The following is a 16,653-nucleotide window of genomic DNA, read 5'->3' as shown; positions in this document are numbered from 1 at the left end:
CGCGCCCTCGCCTGGCTATCGTCGGCTCATGCCCCTCGCGCCGCCCACCGCGTTCCCCGTCGAGCCCGGCGCCTGGCCGGCCTACCTCGCGACCACCGTCGACGCGTCGCTCGACGACGCCCGCGCGCTGCTCGCCCGCCTCAAGGACGGCACCGCGCGCACCGCCACCGAGGTCCTCGACCTGTGGAACGACGCCGACGTCGCGATCGCGACCGCGTCGTCCGCCGCGCACCTGCTCGCCGAGGTGCACCCCGACGCGGGGCTGCGCGCCGCCGCCGAGGAGCGCGCGCAGGCCGCGGAGGACCTCGTGACGCAGCGCGGGCTCGACCACGAGCTGTGGCAGGTCCTCGCCGCGACCGACCCGGAGGGCCTCGACGCGGGCGCGGCCCGGGTGCGCGAGCACGTGCTGCGCGACTTCCGCCGCGCGGGCGTCGACCGCTCGCCCGAGGACCGCGAGCGCCTGCGCGCGCTCGCCCAGCGGTGCACCGAGCTCGGACTGGAGTTCGCGCGCCACATCCGCGACGACGTCCGCACCGTGCGCGTGCGTCCCGAGCAGCTCGCGGGGCTGCCCGAGGACTTCCTCGCCGAGCACCCCGCCGACGACGAGGGTCTCGTCACGCTGACGACGGAGTACCCGGACCTCCTGCCCGTGCGCACCTACGCGACCGACCCCGAGGTCCGCCTGGCCCTGACCCGCGAGCACCAGCGCATCGGCTGGCCGGCGAACGAGGCGGTCCTCGCCGAGCTGCTCCGGCTCCGCGCCGAGCGCGCCGCGCTGCTGGGCTACCCGGACTGGCCGACGTACGACGCCGAGGTCAAGATGATCGGCTCCGGGCAGGCGATCGCCGACCTGGTCGAGCGGCTCGACGCCCTCACGGCGACGGCCTCGGCGCACGACGTCGACGTCATGCTCGCCCGGTACCGCCAGGACGTCCCGGGCGCGACGGCGCTGACCCCCGCGGACAACCTGTTCTACGAGCAGGTCGTCAGGAACGAGCAGTACGACGTCGACGCCCGCGCCGTGCGCGAGTACTTCCGGTACGAGGCGGTCAAGCCCGGGGTGCTCGGCGTGATGGAGCGCCTCTTCGGGATCGCGCTCGAGCGGGCCGAGGCACCCACGTGGCACGAGGACGTCGAGGTCTACGACGTGACCGACGGCGCCCGCGCGATCGGCCGCGTCTACCTCGACATGCACCCCCGGCCCGGCAAGTTCAACCACGCCGCGCAGTTCCCGCTGCGGCCCGGGATCGCCGGCCGGTCGCTGCCCGAGGGTGCGCTCGTGTGCAACTTCCCGACCGGGCTGCTCGAGCACGACGACGTCCTGACGTTCTTCCACGAGCTCGGGCACCTGGTCCACGAGGTCCTCGGCGGGCACCAGCCGTGGGGGATGTTCTCCGGGGTCGCGACGGAGTGGGACTTCGTCGAGGCGCCCAGCCAGCTGCTCGAGGAGTGGGGCTGGGACGCCGGTGTGCTCGCGTCGTTCGCGACGAACGCCGCCGGCGAGCCCATCCCGGCCGCGCTCGTCGAGCGCATGCGGTGCGCGGACGCGTTCGCCCGCGGGGCGTGGACCCGGCGCCAGCTCAACTTCACGGCGCTCTCCTACGGCCTGCACGCCGACCCGCCCGCGGACCTCGCGGCGTTCACCGCCGACGTCGACGCCCGGTTCGGGCCGTACACCCCGGTCGCCGACAGCCACCAGTACGCCGGGTTCGGGCACCTCGACGAGTACGGCTCCGCGTACTACACGTACCTCTGGAGCCTCGTCATCGCGAAGGACCTCCGCACGGCGTTCACCGACGGGCTCATGGACCCCGAGGTCGGCCGCCGCTACCGCGAGGCGATCCTCGAGCCGGGCGGGTCCGCGGACGCCGCCGAGCTCGTCGAGCGGTTCCTCGGGCGGCCGTCGTCGTTCGCGGCGTTCGAGGCGTGGCTGGCGGAGGGCACGACGGCCTGACGGGCGGGTGTCACAGCCGGGCTGCGGCCGGTGTCTTCATGTCGACGGAGTTCCCGCCCGACGACACAGGAGCAGCCATGACCACCCAGACGCGCGTCCCCCCGACCGAGGTCACCGGTGCCTACGGGACCCTCGTGAAGCTCGCGGCCCGCAGGATGCTCGGCCGCGTGCCCGACTCCGTGGGCGTGCTGTGGCACCATCCGACGGTCATGAAGGACGCGATGGGCCTCGGGCGCAAGGTCGAGCGCTGGGACGCGCTCGACCCCGACCTGGCGTCGTACGCGGCGATGGCGGCGGCCGCGACGATCGGCTGCGGCTTCTGCCTCGACCTGCAGTACTTCGTCGCGCACAACCACGGCCTCGACGAGGCGAAGGTCCGCGAGGTGCCGCGCTGGCGCGACTCGGGCGCGTTCAGCCTGCGTGAGCGCCAGGTCATGGAGTACGCCGAGGCGGCCAGCCAGACCCCGCCGGCCGTGACGGACGCCCTCTCGGACGCGCTCCTGGCCGACCTCGGGCCGACGGCGCTCGTCGAGCTCGCCGCGAGGGTCGCGTTCATGAACATGTCGGCGCGCATGAACCTCGCGCTCGGGATCCGTTCCGAGCACCTGGCCGACTCGTGCGGGCTGCCGCCGCTCGCCGCCCCGTCGGGCGTGATCGGCACGACGGGCGTGATCGGCGTGACGGGCGTGATCGGCTCGACCCCCGCCGCGGACGGCCGGTAGGGCGCACCCGTGGCCGACGTCGCCCGCCCGCAGGACGACCCCTTCGTCGTCCACCGCCGGCTCCTGTTCACCGTCGCGTACGAGATGCTCGGCTCGGCGGGCGACGCCGAGGACGTGCTGCAGGAGTCCTGGCTCCGGTGGGTGTCCGTCGACCGCGGGGAGGTCCGCGACCCGCGCGCCTACCTGGTCCGGGTCGTCACGCGGCAGGCGCTCAACCACCTGCGAACCGTGTCCCGGCGCCGGGAGGACTACGTCGGCGAGTGGCTCCCGGAGCCGCTGCTCACCGGACCGGACGTGGCGGACGACGTCGAGCTCGCGGAGAGCGTGTCCCTCGCGATGCTCACCGTGCTCGAGACGCTCGGGCCCGCCGAGCGCGTGGTGTTCGTGCTGCGCGAGGTCTTCGACGTGCCGTACGACGAGATCGCGGCGGCCGTGGGCAAGACGCCCGCAGCGGTGCGGCAGATCGCCCACCGGGCCCAGGCCCACGTCGCCGCGCGGCGCCCGCGGGTCAGGGTCGTGCGCACCGAGCACGAACAGGTCGTGACGCGGCTCGTCGCGGCGCTCAGCACCGGCGACCTCGACGGGCTCCTGGCCGTCCTCGCGCCCGGCGTCGTCGCGGTGGCCGACGGCGGCGGGCGGGTCCGGGGCGCGGCACGGCGGCCGATCGTCGGTGCCGAGCGGCTGGCGCGCTACCTCGTCGGCGGCATGGCGAAGGCCGAGGGGAACCTCGTCGCCGAGCTCGCCTGGGTCAACGGGGAGCCCGGGCTGCGGATGGAGCTCGACGGGCAGGTCGTGGCCGCCGTGGGGTTCACCGTCGCCGACGGACGCGTGACGCACGTGTGGTCGATCGCGAACCCCGACAAGCTCGGGTGGCTCGGCGAGGAGGTGGACCTGAGCCGGTGACGGACCGCGGCGTTCCCGGTCGCCGCCACCACCTCAGCGACGTCGACGACCTCGCCGTTGACAGCCTTGAGAGAATCGGCCCAGACCCGGCAGCGGTTCCGTCCGCCGCCGCAGCGACGCTTGGGAGGAGCTGACCGTGTCACGACTGACGCTCGGCAACGTCGTCAAGGTGACGTCCGTCCTCGTCTTCCTGCCCTTGCTCGCCAATCTGGTGCTCGTCATCGGCGCGGTGCGGAAGGACCTCAGGACGGCGCTGGAGGGCCTGCTCTACGCCGGGGCCTTCTCCACGGCGGTGTTCGTGCTCGACCCCTGGGGACCGCCCGCCCTGCTCGCGCTGACGGCCATGGGCGCCTCGGGCGTCCGCTCCTGGCACCTGCGAGACCTGTGGCTGCCGGCGCGTCGCCCGTGGTGGAAGCGCGGCCCGGCCGCGACGTTCACCGTCATCGAGGCGGTACGCACGCGCACCATCCCCGCCACGGGGTCGGAGCATCTCCCGTCGGCGGTCGCACGGGTCCGCAGGCAGGCCGACCGGAACAGGCACCGCCTGCCGGGGGACACGCACCGGACCGTCCTGCACATCTGCCAGGTGCTCGACGCCGTGATCGCGGCCGAGCAGCGTGAGCCCACCGCAGACCCGCACGTCGAGTACGAGCTGGACGTGGTGGCCCGCGAGTACCTGCCCGCCGTCCTCCGGAGCTACCTGGCGATCGCGCCGAGCAGGCGGCAGGAGCGCCAGCCCGACGGGCGCACCCCCGACGAGGAGCTGACCGAGCAGCTGCGGATCCTCGCACGCCAGGCCGATGCTCTGGACGCGAGCCGCCACCGTCGCCTGACGGCGGAGCTGAGCACCACCGGCAACTTCCTCCGGGACAAGTACGGGCACCGCCAGCTGGACGCCTCCGACTCCCGCGTCCTGTGACCGCCGCCGCGGCGCCCGCACGTGTGCCAGGCGCCGCAGACCTCCCGGTCGACCCTGGCCCGGACATGACTGAACCCCCCGCGAGGAGCCCTTCCGGGCCCCCCGCGAGGGGTTCTGTCACTTCACGGGCCTGGACTGTGTCAGTACCCCCAGAGCGGTAGCGGTGGGATTTGAACCCACGGTGGACTTTCACCCACACACGCTTTCGAGGCGTGCTCCTTAGGCCGCTCGGACACGCTACCTCGCCGAGAAGGGTACCCGGTCGGAGGCCCTGGTCCGTAATCGGAGGATCGACGGCGCGCCGGGGCGGCCCGACGCACCCGGCCCCCGTCTCCGCAGCGGCACGGCCACCGGCCGAGCGGCCGGCCGTCGCGGCCCCGACCGGCGCCCCGCCGCCGCTCGCCGGGAGCGCAGGCGCACCCCGTCGTACCGTGGAGCGGTGCCCACCCCGCCGAGCCCGCCCGCGACCGGGTTCCCGTCCTCCCCCGCGGCAGCGGCCCCGAGCGCCGTCGCCGTCCCCGCCGGCACGGCCGCCGACGCCGTCGCCCTCCTGGCCGGAAGGCGCGTCACCGCGCTCACCGGCGCGGGCGTCTCGACCGACTCGGGCATCCCCGACTACCGCGGCCCCGACTCCCCGCCGCGCAACCCGATGACGTTCCAGCAGTTCGTGGGCGACCCGGCGTTCCGGCGGCACTACTGGGCGCGCAACCACGTGGGCTGGCAGCACATGCGCCGGACCGAGCCGAACGCCGGGCACCGCGCGCTGGCGGAGCTCGAGGCGCGCGGGGTGCTCGTCGGGGTGATCACGCAGAACGTCGACCTGCTGCACGAGGAGGCCGGCAGCGTCGACGTCATCGACCTGCACGGCCGGTACGACCGCGTGATCTGCCTGAGCTGTGCGCACGTCGTCTCGCGGGCCTCGCTCGACCGGCGGCTCGAGGAGCTCAACCCCGGGTTCGTCGAGTCGGTCGGCGCCGCGGTCGGGGACATCGAGATCGCGCCCGACGCGGACGCGGTGATCGAGACGACCGCGCACTTCCGGGTCGCGGACTGCGAGCGCTGCGGCGGGATGCTCAAGCCCGAGATCGTCTACTTCGGCGAGAACGTGCCCAAGGAGCGGGTCGCGCGGGCGTTCGCGATGGTCGACGACGCGGACGCGCTGCTCGTCGCCGGGTCCTCGCTCACCGTGATGTCGGGGCTGCGGTTCGTGCGGCACGCCGCGAAGGCCGGGATGCCGGTCGTCATCGTCAACCGCGGCGAGACCCGGGGCGACCCGCTCGCGACGCTCAAGGTGGACGCGGGCACCTCCGAGGTCCTCACCGAGCTCGCACGGTCCCTGCCGCCGGTCTGACCTCAGGCTCAGCGGACGTCAGCGGACGCTGCTGCGCGCGCGACGCGCGTGGTTGCCGGCCGGGCTCGGGGCACGCGACGTGCGGGCTCCCCCGACGCACGCAGGCAGCCGACGCGTCCCGTGCTCAGATCCCCCGGTGCCCCGCGAAGAAGTCCCGCAGCACCGCGCCGCACTCGTCCTCCCGCACCCCGCCGACGACCTCGACCCGGTGGTTGAGCCGCCGGTCGCGCACGACGTCCCACTGCGACCCGCACGCCCCCGCCTTGGGGTCCCACGCGCCGAGCACGAGCCGCGGGACCCGCGCCAGGACGGTCGCCCCCGCGCACATGAGGCACGGCTCGAGCGTCACCACGAGGGTGCAGTCGTCGAGCCGCCACCGCCCGAGCGCGACCGACGCGGCGCGCAGCGCGAGCACCTCGGCGTGCGCCGTCGGGTCGCCCGCCGCCTCGCGCGCGTTGCGGCCGGTCCCGACGACCGTGCCGTCCGGCCCGACGACGACCGCGCCGACGGGCACGTCCCCGGTCGCGAGCGCCGCCTGCGCCTCGTCGAGCGCGAGCCCCATGTGCCGCGCGTCGTCGGCCGTCCCGGTCATGCGCCCATCCTGGCGCAGGCCGGCCGACGCCCGCGCCGGACGACGACCCCCGAGCCACCGCGCGCGAGCCCGCGAGGGGCACCCCGCGCGTCGTCCCACGCGGGCCCCCGCCCGCACCTGCCGTCCCGGAGTGTGGACGGACGGTAGGTTGGCCCCATGCGCCTGCACGTCGCCGACCACCCGCTCGTCGCCCACAAGCTGACGGTGCTGCGGGACAAGGACACGGCCTCCCCCACGTTCCGCCTCCTCGTCGACGAGCTCGTGACCCTCCTGGCCTACGAGGCCACGCGGGAGGTGCACGTCGAGCCCCACGAGATCGAGACCCCGGTCGCGCGGACCACGGGCACCAAGCTCGCCGACCCGCGCCCGCTCGTCGTGCCGATCCTGCGTGCGGGCCTCGGGATGCTCGAGGGCATGACGCGCCTGCTCCCGACGGCCGAGGTCGGCTTCCTCGGGATGCAGCGCGACGAGACGACGCTCGAGGCGATCACGTACGCGAACCGCCTGCCCGACGACCTGTCGGGTCGTCAGTGCTTCCTGCTCGACCCGATGCTCGCGACCGGCGGCACCCTCGTCGCGGCGATCGACTACCTGTTCGCGCTGGGTGCCCGCGACGTCACCGCGGTGTGCCTGCTCGCCGCGCCCGAGGGCCTCAAGGTCGTCGAGGACGCCGTCGGCGACCGGGTCGACGTCAAGGTCGTCGTCGCGGCCGTCGACGAGCGGCTCAACGAGAAGGCGTACATCGTCCCGGGGCTCGGCGACGCGGGGGACCGGCTGTACGGCGTCGTCTGACCGCGCTGCTCCCGTCCGGCCCGGCACCCCGCGCACGCGCGTCGGTACCGGCCGGACGTCTGCCCGGACCGTCTCACGCGGCCCTCGCCGCTTCTCACCGGCTGAGACCATCGCGCATAACGGTTGGCCGCGCCGCGGCGCGCGTGTGAGGCTTCGACCGTGATCTCCCCGCACCGCGCCGCCCGCACCTGTCCGGTGCGCCGTGCGACGTATGCGGTACACGCAGCGACGTGTCGCTGGTCCTGACCACCCGGACCGCCCGACCCGCCGCCTCGGCACCCACGCACGCTGCTGCCACGCACCCCGGAGACACCCCATGAGCCTGTCCGCCGACCTCCCGCCGTCGTTGAGTCCCGCGCGGCCCACGCCCGACCCGGTCGCACCGCTCGCAGGACGCGCCGGCCTCATCCTCTACGTCGGGCTCGCGTCCGAGGAGGACACCACGGCCGCGACGGCGACGCGTCCGGAGGACATCGCCGCCGCCGCCGAGATCCTGCGCGACCTCGCGCGCGAGCTGCTCCCGGCGGCCGAGACGTTCACCGCGCTCTCGCTGGTCCCGACCCCGGCGCAGCCGGACGACGTGCGGACCGTGCGCGACCGGGTCACGCGCCTGCAGCTGCTCGACGCCTCCCCTGACGTCCTCGGCGGCTCGGGGGACGCCCGCTGAGGACCCGCGCCGCCGGTCGACCGAGGTCGGGGGACCACGTCGACCGGCGGCGCGACCCACGTGACGAGGCCCCCGGTGCAGGTGCACCGGGGGCCTCGTCGTGGGTGTGGGCGGCCCGTCAGAACGCGGGCAGGACCTCGCCGTTCGGCCACCGCTCCTCGATGAACGCCTTGACATCCGCCGAGTGGAGCAGCTCGTCGAGCGTCGCGAGCGCCTCGGAGTCCTTGTCCTCGGACCGGAACGCCAGGAAGTTGGCGTACGGGTTGTCCTCGCCGGACTCCAGCACGAGCGAGTCCTCGGCGGGGTTCAGGTCCGCCTCGAGCGCGAAGTTGCCGTTGATGATCGCGAGGTCGACGTCCGGGAGCGCACGGACGAGCTGCTCGGGCGCCGTCTCGATGAGATCGAGGTTCTTCGGGTTCTCCGCGACGTCGAGCAGCGTCGGCAGCGCGTCGCCGGTGTCCTCGAGCGTGATGAGGTCGTTCGCCTCGAGCAGGTCGAGCGCACGCGCCTGGTTGCCGGGGTCGTTCGTGATGCCGACCGTGCCGCCGTCCGGCACGTCGTCGAGCGACTCGAGCTTCTCCGAGTAGATCCCGAGCGGCTCGATGTGGACGCCCTCGAAGTGGTCGAACTCGTAGCCCTGCTCCTCGACCTGCGACTCGAAGTACGGCAGGTGCTGGAAGTAGTTGGCGTCGAGCTCGCCCTCCGCCAGCGCGGTGTTCGGCAGCACGTAGTCGTCGAACGTCACGATGTCGAGGTCGAGACCCGCGTTCTCGGCGAGCTCCTCGTCGACGAACTCGAGGATCTCGGCGTGCGGCACGGGGCTGGCGCCGACCTGGAGGGTCGTGACGCCGCTGGTCTCGGCGACGTCGTCGGCCGCCGGCGTCTCCTCGGAGCCCGAGCCGCACGACGCGAGGACCAGGGCTGCGGCGGTGGTGAGCGCGAGGGTGCTCAGGGTCTTCCTCATGTGTCCTCCTCGGACGTGGGCCCTCGTGGGGCGGGTGGGGTCGGGGGTGGGCGGTGGGTGGGTGCCGCGGTCGCGCGGGGTGGGTGGGGCAGAGGGTCAGCGGTGGTCGAGGCGGCGCGCCAGCGCGTCGCCCACCGCCTGCACGACGACGACGATGAGCACGATGACGACCACGCACGCGACCATCACGGGCGGGTCGAAGCGCTGGTACCCGTACGAGATGGCGAGCGCGCCGAGCCCGCCGCCGCCGATCACCCCGGCCATCGCGGAGTACCCGACGAGCGCGATGACCGTGACCGTGAGGCTCGCGACGAGCGCCGGGAGAGCCTCGCGGACGAGCACCTGCACGACGATCCCGGAGCGCGTCGCCCCGATGACCCGCGCGGCCTCGACCTTGCCAGGGCTGACCTCGCGCACCGAGGTCTCGACGAGCCGGGCGAAGAACGGCACCGCACCGATCGTCAGCGGGACGACGGCCGCCTCCCAGCCGAGCGACGTGCCGACGACGAGCCGCGTGAACGGGATGACCGCGATCATGAGGATGAGGAACGGCACCGACCGCACGACGTTGGCGACGAAGCCGACGACGCCGTTGACGAGCGCGTTCGACGTGAGGCCGCCCCGCGCGGTCGCCGCGAGCAGGAGGCCGAGCGGGAGGCCCAGCACCGCGGTGAGCAGCGACGACACGCCGACCATCGCCAGCGTCTCGAACGTCGCCTCCGGGAGCTTCTCCTGGATGACGGGGCTGGTCACGAGGTCGTCGAGGAAGCTCATCGGGCCACCCCCGCACCGGTCGCGCGGGCAGCGCCACCGGCACCCGCCTCCCCGTCGGCGCTGACGACGGCGTGCAGCCCCACGGCGTGCAGCCGGTCGAGCGCCGCGGGCACGTCGGCCGCCGGCACGTCGAGCTGGAGGCGTCCGACCCGGCGGCCCGCGAGCGTCTCGATCGTGCCCGCCGCGACCTCGACCCCCGTGCCGAGCGCCGCCACGGCCGCGAGCACGTCCGCGGTCGGGACGTCGTCGGTCGAGTAGGCGACCTCGACGAGCTGGCGCTCCTCGCCGAGCGGCAGGTCGGGCACCGGGATGAGCTCGCGCGCGAGCCGCGACCCGTACACCGCGACGACGTCCGCAACCGCCCCCTGCTCGGCGACGCGCCCGTGGTCGAGCAGCGTGACCGAGTCGCAGATCTCGCGGACCACGGCCATCTCGTGCGTGATGATCAGCACCGTGATGCCCAGGCGGTCCCGCAGGTCGCGGATCAGGCCGAGGATCTGCCGGGTCGTCGCGGAGTCGAGCGCCGACGTCGGCTCGTCGCACAGCAGCACCGCGGGCTCCGTCGCGAGCGCCCGGGCGATGCCGACGCGCTGGCGCTGACCGCCGGAGAGCTGCGCGGGATACGCGCCCGCGCGGTTCCCGAGCCCGACGAGGTCGAGGAGCTCCTGCACGCGCGCCGTCCGCTGCGCGCGGGGCACCCCGGCGACCTCGAGCGGGTAGGCGACGTTCTGCGCGACGGTCCGCGAGTCCAGCAGGTTGACGTGCTGGAACACCATCCCGATGCGGCGCCGGGCCTCCCGCAGCCGCCCCTCGGGGAGCGCCGAGAGCTCCTCGCCGTCGATCACGACGGCGCCCGACGTGGGGCGCTCGAGCACCGTGAGGCAACGGATGAGGGTCGACTTGCCCGCGCCCGAGCGGCCGACGATGCCGTGGATGCGCCCGCGCTCGACCGCGAGGTCGATCCCGTCGAGCGCGACGACCTCGGCGGTCGTGCCCGTGCCCGGGTAGACCTTGCGCAGCGCCGTCAGGCGGATGTGGGGTTCGGTGCTCACGAGGTCCTCGGAGGTCGTGCCGGACGGCGGCGGGCCGACGCGCGGCGGCGGCTGTGCCAGGGGAAGGTCCGTGCTGGTGCGTGCGGGGTGCGTGCTCGTCTGTGCTCGTCCGCAGGGACGGTCGGGGCGCAGGGCTCCGGGGGACGCCGGCGGGCGGCGCGACGGGTCGGGCGTCAGCTCAGAGGCTGCGACACGCGCCGGGACAGCACATTCGACACGCGACGCGCGCAGGCGTCGGGCGGTCGGTGCTCGTCCCGGTCATAGGACCTATTGGACCACAGCGGGTGAGGCACGCAGAAACCGGGCGGGGCGCCCGCGGGGCGACCGGCGCCCGCCCGTGCCGGCACCGGGCGGGTCGAACCAGGTCCCGACGGGTCAGCGCCCGGCCGGACGCGTCTCGACCGTGACGACGCCCACCACGAAGTCGTCGTGGTCCGGGGCGGCGGACGTCGGCCGGAGCGAGGCCGTCGAGCCGGTCGTCGCGACGCGCGCGAAGCCCTTGGCGTCGACCATCAGCGAGTTCGGGAACGCGTAGCCGGTCGCGGTGCCGTCGAACGCGTTGTCGGGGCTGCCCACGCTCGACCCGGCCCGCTTGGGCGTCAGGGGCGTGCCGTCGAGGAGGAGCTGGTCGCCGCGCAGGCCGCGGTCGCCCTCCCACGCCACGACGCCGATCCGCGCGCTGCCGCCCGGCTCGGTCGCGACCGTCAGACGCGGCCCCGACGCGTCCCGTGCGCGCAGCGGCGCGTCGTGCACCGCGACCTGTCCACCCGACGGGTCCGCGTAGACGACGACCAGGGCCCAGCCGGCGTAGGCGTCGACGAGCGAGCCCTCCCGCAGCTCGGCGATGTCCGCGACGGACCACTCGCCGGCCCCGTGCTGGGACACCAGCGCGGTGACGTCCGCGAACGCCTGGAACTCGCTCGGCCGGCCCGAGCCGTGCTCGGCGAGCACCGTGACCCTGCCGGTGACCGGCGCGTACCCGGGCGTCCCGGGCGGGCGGACCGCGATGCGGTCGACCGCCGGGAGCGGGTTCGTCCTCGGGTGGACGCTGTTGGACGCCCAGTACAGGCCCGCCCAGGCGACCTGGCGACCGGCCGGGAGCTCGAGCGTCGCGGACGACGAGACCGTGCGCCCGCCCGCCGAGTTCAGCGGGACGAGGGTCAGGTCGTCGCTGCCGGACGTCCCGGTGAGCGCCGGCGTGCACGTGTCGCGGGATCCGCGGGCCGTGCACGTCAGGAGCGGCGCGCCGATCTCGGTGACGGTGTGCCCGGAGCCCGGCGAGGTGTAGCGCGGGGTCGCAGGGGCCGTCGGGCTCCCGGACGGTGTCGGGGTCGGCGTCACGCTGGGGGTGGGCGTCGGCGTGACCGTCGGCGTCGGGGTGGGCGTGACCGTCGGGGTCGGGGTGGGCGTCGGCGTGACCGTCGGCGTCGGGGTGGCGCTGGGCGTCGGGGTGACTGACGGCGTCGGCGTCGCGCTCGGAGTCGGTGTCACGGAGGGCGTGGGGGTCGGCGTCGGGTCCACGCCGTACGGGAGGGCCGTGACCAGGACGCGCGCCGCGGGGAACGGTCCCCCGATCCGGGGCGTCTCGACGGCGATCTCCGCGGTGCCGAGCGTGCCGTGCTCCGACATCCCGTTCTTCGCGAGCCGCGCGCCGACCTGGACGGCGGCGCCGGCGGGCAGGGGCGCACCCGTGCACACCACGGTGTCCCCGCCGGCACCCGGCTCGTGCGACGGCCGCGGCGGGCTGCAGGTCCAGCCCGGAGCCGTCACGGGGTCCGGCTCGGCCCAGCGCGCTCCGTGGGGGGCCGTGAGTCGCAGCGTCGGGACGTCGACCGTGCGCCCGCCCACGTTGGTCACGGTCACCGGGATGTCGACCTCGGCGTCGGGCCCCGCGAGCTCGACGGCACCCGAGGGGGACGTCACCTGCAGGTACCCGTCGACGCCGAGCGCGAGGCGCTGGTTCTGGCTGCGGCCCGGCGCGTCCGGCTGGAGGGAGTACACGAGCGCGGCGTCGGGCACCCGCGCCGCGGAGCCGTCGGCGTAGAGGCCGAGCGTGAGGTCGACGGCGGAGCTGCGCCCGGGGAGCGAGTGGCCGGCCGCGAGGCCGCACGTGAGGACGTCCCCGGTCTCCGCCGACGCGGCGGTGCACGCCCACAGGGCTCCCGCGGGCGGCGGGACGGCGTGCACCCCGGCGGGCAGCCGGAGCGTGACCCCGGCCGCGTCGGTGGCACTCTGCCCCGCGTTGAGGAGGTCGAGCGTGAAGGGGCGCGCGTGGCCGGCGTCACCGGAGGGGACGACGAGAGGCACGGACGTCGCGCTGCCCGGCGCGAGGCGCGGGGCGGACGCGGCGATCGGGGTCCTGAGCGAGATCGGCTTGTCCTGCGGCGCGAGGCCCGTGCCGCGCACCGCGATCGTGACCTCGGCGGCGGGGTCGGCGTCCACCGTCTCGTCCGCGACGACCTGGAGGACGAGGCGCGCGGACGCGTTCGGCGGCAGCGTGTCGAGCGTGCACTCGGCGACCGAGCGCCCCGCTCCGGCGGTCCGCGCCGGGCCGCACACCCACGTCGTCGACCCGGACGCCACGGCGAACCGTCCTGCGCCGCCGCCCGCGAGCGCGACGGGCGCGAGCTCGGTGCGGACCTCGTCGATGTTCACGCCGCTCGGCAGCGTCACGGTCGCGACGAGGTCGGTCGCGGCCAGGCCGCCGCTGTTGACGAGCTCGACGCTCAGCCGGTTGGACGCGCCCGCGGTCAGGACGACCTCGGCCTGGGTCGTCGCGACGCCGATCGTCGCGGGGACGGGCGGGGGCGTCGTCTCGTCGGGGTCCGGCTCCGGGTCGGGCGTCACGTCGGGGTCCGGCTCGGCGTCGGGCTCGTCGCCCGTCGCGGTGCGCGGCGCCGTCGTCGGTGCCGTGCGCGGGCCGGCCGCGCCCGGCTCGGCGGTGTCGTCCTCGTCGGACGGCGTGGCGTCGTCCAGCTCGTCGTCGGCCTCGGCCTCGAGCGTCGGCAGGTCGGTGGGCGCGACGGTCGGCAGGACCGTGGGGGTCGGCGTCGCGGACGGGCGCACGGTCGAGCCCGGCGTCGGCGACGCGGAGGCGAGCGGCCCGTCGGCCTCGCTGGTCGGTGCGGCGTCGCCCGAGAACACGCCGAGCACCCCGCCGACGGCCACCGCGGCACCCACGGCCACCGTCGCCGCGACAGCCCCGAGCACGCCGACGGGCAGCGCGCCCACGAGCGCCGCGAAGCCCGTGGCGCTCGCGGCCGCAGCCGCCGAGCCCGCCGCGGCCCCCGTGGTCGCCCCGACGGCCCCGGCACCGACCGCGACGCTCGCCGCACCCGTGCTCGCCGCCGCGCCTGCACCGGCGCCCGTGCCGGCCGCTCCGGCGCCGGCCCCGGTCGAGGCCCCCGCGCCCGCACCGGCCCCCGCGCCCGCACCCGCGGTCCCCGCCGTCCCGGCCTCGCCCAGCGCCGCGAACCCCGAGGCGATGCCGCCGCCGACCGGCAGGCCGTGCGACAGCGCGCCGAGCCCCAGGACGCCGAGCACGAGCGGCGCGATGACGACGCGCATGCCGTGGTTGACGTCGCCCAGCTCGAGCAGCAGCGCGCGGCAGTCCCCGCACGTCTCGACGTGCGCGTCGACCTGCGCGGTCTCCCGCTTCGCGAGCCCGCCGCGCACGTACGAGCCGAGCTTGCCGGACACGCCACGGCAGCCCTCGGTGAGCGGCTCCTGCAGGTGCTCCTGAAGGTAGGCCTGGCGCAGGCCCTCGCGGGCGCGGTACGCGAGGGCGGCGACGCCGTTCGCGCTGAGGCCGAGCAGCGGCGCGATCTGGGCCGGGCTCATCGCCTCGACCTCGGTGTACCAGAGCACGGCCTGCCAGCGCTCGGGCAGCGTGCGGTAGGCGCGGGAGACGACGCCGCGCTCGAAGCCCTCGAGCGCGGGGTCCTCGGTCGACGCCGCCGGGCCGACGGCGGACTCGAACGTCGTGACGTCGTCGGTCGGCTCGACCCGGCGCCCGCCCTGGACGCGCAGCATGCCGAGGCGGCGGACCACGGTGAACAGGTACGCGCGGAAGGCGACGTCCGGCCCGCCGCCCGTCTGGATGATCGAGTAGACCTTCGTGAACGCGTCGGCGACGACGTCCTCGGCGTCGGCGGCGGAGTTCGTGTACTGGCGCGCGACGGCCCAGGCGGCCCCGGCGTGGCGCTCGTACAGGTGCCCGAACGCGTCCGCGTCGCCGGTCCGGGCAGCAGTGATCAGCTCGGCGTCGCTGAGGACCGTGTCCTCGACCCCGGCGCTGCTCATCCGCACCGCTCCTCGCTCGTCGTCCTGCGTGCGGCCGCTCCCCCAGGGCCGCACGTCAGTCCCAGGCGGCCTGCAGCGATGCTGTCCTCGGCCCCCCGGGACGACAAGAGTCGCACATCCGCGCGTTCTCCAGGATCTGTCTCGAAAAACTTCGCCCGAAGCCGCGTCATAGTGGCGGGGCGGCGCACTCTCATCCGGTGTGACGACCACAGGACCGGACAGCAGCCAGGCAGTTCCGCCGGCTCTCCGCGAGCGTTGGCGGAGCCAGAGCGCCGAGTCGGTGTGGCTCCGGCCGGCCGACTGGTACCACCCCGCGGTCGACGCGGTCGTGGAGTCCGTGCTCGCCGGGCGGGACCCGTCGGCGGCGGCGGAGCGGCTCGGCGAGGTGCGCGGCGGCGCGGGTGTCGGGATCTCCGAGGCGATCGAGGACCTCGCGTGCCTCTACCGCTCGACGGGTGCGGTCGAGCCGCCCCTCGCGGTCGTGCGGGCGCTGTGCGAGGGCTGGTCCGCCGCGCAGGGCGGCGCGCTGCTCATGGGCTCCTGCCTCGACCCGGAGTCGGGCCTGCCCACCCGCGACTACCTCGTGACGCGGCTCGGCGAGACGTACGGCGAGGCCGAGCGGCACGACACGTTCGCCCAGCTCACGCACTGCCTCGTGCTCGTCGACGTGGCCGCCGTCGAGGTGTCGCCGTGGACGCGCATGGCGCGCTCGGCCGCCGTGGGCGCCGCGCTGCGCAACGCGTACGGCCCCGGTCACCCGATGGCGACGCTCGGGGGCGGGCTGTTCGCCGTCCTCGCGGAGCGCGACCCGGAGCTCGGCCCCGGCATCTCCGTCGCGCGCCTCGAGATCACGCACCAGGCGGAGCTCCTCGAGGTCGGCGACCTCGTGCGGCAGCCGCCGCGCATCTGGACCGAGCAGCTCCCGCGAACGCACGAGCGTGCGGTGCAGCTCCTCGCCGAGATCTCCCGCTGACGCGGGACCCAGCTCCGCCGGGACGACTGACCCCCCTCGCCGTCCCGGCGTGACCGCTCTCCGGCCGTGACGTCGGTTGGGCACGGGGGGCTCAGCCGACGTCACGGCCCGAGGACCGCCCGTGCGCGCCGGCTGCGGCGCCCCGCAGGGCGAGCAGCCCGCCGCGACCGACGGCGCGGTCCTCCGGCCCCGGCGCCCGGGCAGACGTCGACCCCGCCGTCAGCGAGGTGACGACGGGGTCGGACGACGTGGGCGAGCCGGTCAGCGGTGCGTGTACGTCAGGCAGTCGGCGAGGTCGCGGCCGGCGCCGACCCGGACCGCCGGTGCGCTGCACTCGAGGTGGTCGTTGTGCGCGCAGTCGTGGCGCTGGCACGCGCCGACGTGCGAGACGACCCGGTCGAGCCCCCCGCGGATGTCGAGCGGGATGAAGGTGGCGCAGGCCGCGTCGACCCCGCTGCCGCCGATCGTGACCGCCTCGGCGTGGCAGCCGTGGTTGTGGTCGTTGTAGGAGCACTGGTCGACCGAACACTCGCTGACGGCGGGCATGTCCGTGAGGGCGCTCATCCTGACCTCCGAGAGGGTGTCGTACGGATCGTGCGGTCCCAATCGACGGTAGACCCGAGCGGCGCACCGTGCCCAGGGAGCCGCGCGACCGGGTGCCCGGGGAGGTCCCGTCGCGGGCGTCCGT

The 16,653-nt window shown here is 75.3% G+C and carries 14 protein-coding genes and 1 tRNA gene; 8 read left to right on the top strand and 7 right to left on the bottom strand.

What is annotated here, in order from left to right; translation table 11 throughout:
- Positions 1 to 28: 28 nt before the first annotated feature.
- The 4 genes from NXY84_RS02985 (at position 29) to NXY84_RS02970 (ending at position 4,498) form a co-directional block, all read left to right on the top strand.
- Positions 29 to 1,954, top strand: a complete 1,926-nt coding sequence (locus tag NXY84_RS02985) for a M3 family metallopeptidase (RefSeq protein ID WP_258725688.1) — start codon at positions 29 to 31, stop codon at positions 1,952 to 1,954.
- A gap of 77 nt (positions 1,955 to 2,031) precedes the next feature.
- On the top strand, positions 2,032 to 2,676 hold the full coding sequence (locus tag NXY84_RS02980; protein ID WP_258725687.1) for a carboxymuconolactone decarboxylase family protein: 645 nt from the start codon (positions 2,032 to 2,034) through the stop codon (positions 2,674 to 2,676).
- Between the two features lie 9 nt (positions 2,677 to 2,685).
- Positions 2,686 to 3,579 (top strand): RNA polymerase sigma-70 factor, encoded by an 894-nt coding sequence (locus NXY84_RS02975; RefSeq protein WP_258725686.1) that lies wholly within the window; start codon positions 2,686 to 2,688, stop codon positions 3,577 to 3,579.
- 136 nt (positions 3,580 to 3,715) lie between these two features.
- Positions 3,716 to 4,498, top strand: a complete 783-nt coding sequence (locus NXY84_RS02970; protein WP_258725685.1) for a hypothetical protein — start codon at positions 3,716 to 3,718, stop codon at positions 4,496 to 4,498.
- A gap of 155 nt (positions 4,499 to 4,653) precedes the next feature.
- On the opposite strand, the gene NXY84_RS02965 is transcribed toward NXY84_RS02970, so the two are convergent.
- Positions 4,654 to 4,740, bottom strand: a tRNA-Ser gene (locus NXY84_RS02965).
- Between the two features lie 197 nt (positions 4,741 to 4,937).
- On the opposite strand from NXY84_RS02965, the gene NXY84_RS02960 reads away from it, so the two are divergent.
- Positions 4,938 to 5,849 carry an NAD-dependent protein deacetylase gene (locus NXY84_RS02960; RefSeq protein WP_396126365.1) on the top strand — a complete coding sequence of 304 codons (912 nt, stop codon included), beginning with the start codon at positions 4,938 to 4,940 and terminating at the stop codon, positions 5,847 to 5,849.
- 124 nt (positions 5,850 to 5,973) lie between these two features.
- On the opposite strand, the gene NXY84_RS02955 is transcribed toward NXY84_RS02960, so the two are convergent.
- A complete protein-coding gene (locus NXY84_RS02955; RefSeq protein ID WP_258725684.1) occupies positions 5,974 to 6,441 on the bottom strand; it encodes a nucleoside deaminase in 468 nt (155 codons plus the stop codon).
- Between the two features lie 156 nt (positions 6,442 to 6,597).
- Here NXY84_RS02955 and upp point away from each other — a divergent pair, with 156 nt between their 5' ends.
- Both upp and NXY84_RS02945 read left to right on the top strand, forming a co-directional pair.
- Entirely contained in the window at positions 6,598 to 7,233 is a 636-nt protein-coding gene (gene upp / locus NXY84_RS02950; protein ID WP_034627760.1) for a uracil phosphoribosyltransferase, read from the top strand.
- A gap of 316 nt (positions 7,234 to 7,549) precedes the next feature.
- On the top strand, positions 7,550 to 7,900 hold the full coding sequence (locus tag NXY84_RS02945) for a hypothetical protein (RefSeq protein ID WP_258725683.1): 351 nt from the start codon (positions 7,550 to 7,552) through the stop codon (positions 7,898 to 7,900).
- 118 nt (positions 7,901 to 8,018) lie between these two features.
- Here the strand turns inward: NXY84_RS02945 and NXY84_RS02940 are convergent, their stop codons facing one another.
- The 4 genes from NXY84_RS02940 to NXY84_RS02925 all read right to left on the bottom strand — a co-directional run bounded on the left by NXY84_RS02940 (position 8,019) and on the right by NXY84_RS02925 (position 14,992).
- Positions 8,019 to 8,864: a MetQ/NlpA family ABC transporter substrate-binding protein gene (locus NXY84_RS02940; RefSeq protein WP_258725682.1), complete on the bottom strand. Its 846-nt coding sequence runs from the start codon at positions 8,862 to 8,864 to the stop codon at positions 8,019 to 8,021.
- A gap of 96 nt (positions 8,865 to 8,960) precedes the next feature.
- Positions 8,961 to 9,638, bottom strand: coding sequence for a methionine ABC transporter permease (locus NXY84_RS02935; RefSeq protein ID WP_258725681.1), 678 nt, complete (start codon positions 9,636 to 9,638; stop codon positions 8,961 to 8,963).
- Positions 9,635 to 10,690: a methionine ABC transporter ATP-binding protein gene (locus NXY84_RS02930; RefSeq protein ID WP_396126364.1), complete on the bottom strand. Its 1,056-nt coding sequence runs from the start codon at positions 10,688 to 10,690 to the stop codon at positions 9,635 to 9,637. Before NXY84_RS02930 ends, NXY84_RS02935 begins: the two co-directional genes overlap by 4 nt.
- A gap of 375 nt (positions 10,691 to 11,065) precedes the next feature.
- Positions 11,066 to 14,992, bottom strand: a complete 3,927-nt coding sequence (locus tag NXY84_RS02925; protein ID WP_258725680.1) for a sigma-70 family RNA polymerase sigma factor — start codon at positions 14,990 to 14,992, stop codon at positions 11,066 to 11,068.
- 199 nt (positions 14,993 to 15,191) lie between these two features.
- Here NXY84_RS02925 and NXY84_RS02920 point away from each other — a divergent pair, with 199 nt between their 5' ends.
- Complete coding sequence (locus NXY84_RS02920) at positions 15,192 to 15,965, top strand: hypothetical protein (protein ID WP_258725679.1); 774 nt, start codon at positions 15,192 to 15,194, stop codon at positions 15,963 to 15,965.
- Between the two features lie 261 nt (positions 15,966 to 16,226).
- On the opposite strand, the gene NXY84_RS02915 is transcribed toward NXY84_RS02920, so the two are convergent.
- Entirely contained in the window at positions 16,227 to 16,529 is a 303-nt protein-coding gene (locus tag NXY84_RS02915) for a DUF1540 domain-containing protein (protein ID WP_258725678.1), read from the bottom strand.
- Between the last annotated feature and the right edge of the window lie 124 nt (positions 16,530 to 16,653).

The organism is Cellulomonas sp. NS3, from assembly GCF_024757985.1.
In the GTDB taxonomy this organism is placed as follows: domain Bacteria; phylum Actinomycetota; class Actinomycetes; order Actinomycetales; family Cellulomonadaceae; genus Cellulomonas_A.
The sequence above is the reverse complement of the archived record's forward strand: the minus strand, read 5'-3'. Positions and strand labels throughout refer to the sequence as shown.

What these genes read in the sequence shown, in the direction of transcription:
- NXY84_RS02945 (WP_258725683.1), top strand. Translation starts at nt 7,550, where the DNA reads ATGAGCCTGTCCGCCGACCTCCCGCCGTCGTTGAGTCCCGCGCGGCCC.
- NXY84_RS02985 (WP_258725688.1), top strand. Translation starts at nt 29, where the DNA reads ATGCCCCTCGCGCCGCCCACCGCGTTCCCCGTCGAGCCCGGCGCCTGG.
- NXY84_RS02955 (WP_258725684.1), bottom strand. Translation starts at nt 6,441, where the DNA reads ATGACCGGGACGGCCGACGACGCGCGGCACATGGGGCTCGCGCTCGAC.
- NXY84_RS02980 (WP_258725687.1), top strand. Translation starts at nt 2,032, where the DNA reads ATGACCACCCAGACGCGCGTCCCCCCGACCGAGGTCACCGGTGCCTAC.
- NXY84_RS02925 (WP_258725680.1), bottom strand. Translation starts at nt 14,992, where the DNA reads ATGAGCAGCGCCGGGGTCGAGGACACGGTCCTCAGCGACGCCGAGCTG.
- NXY84_RS02915 (WP_258725678.1), bottom strand. Translation starts at nt 16,529, where the DNA reads ATGAGCGCCCTCACGGACATGCCCGCCGTCAGCGAGTGTTCGGTCGAC.
- NXY84_RS02940 (WP_258725682.1), bottom strand. Translation starts at nt 8,864, where the DNA reads ATGAGGAAGACCCTGAGCACCCTCGCGCTCACCACCGCCGCAGCCCTG.
- NXY84_RS02935 (WP_258725681.1), bottom strand. Translation starts at nt 9,638, where the DNA reads ATGAGCTTCCTCGACGACCTCGTGACCAGCCCCGTCATCCAGGAGAAG.
- upp (WP_034627760.1), top strand. Translation starts at nt 6,598, where the DNA reads ATGCGCCTGCACGTCGCCGACCACCCGCTCGTCGCCCACAAGCTGACG.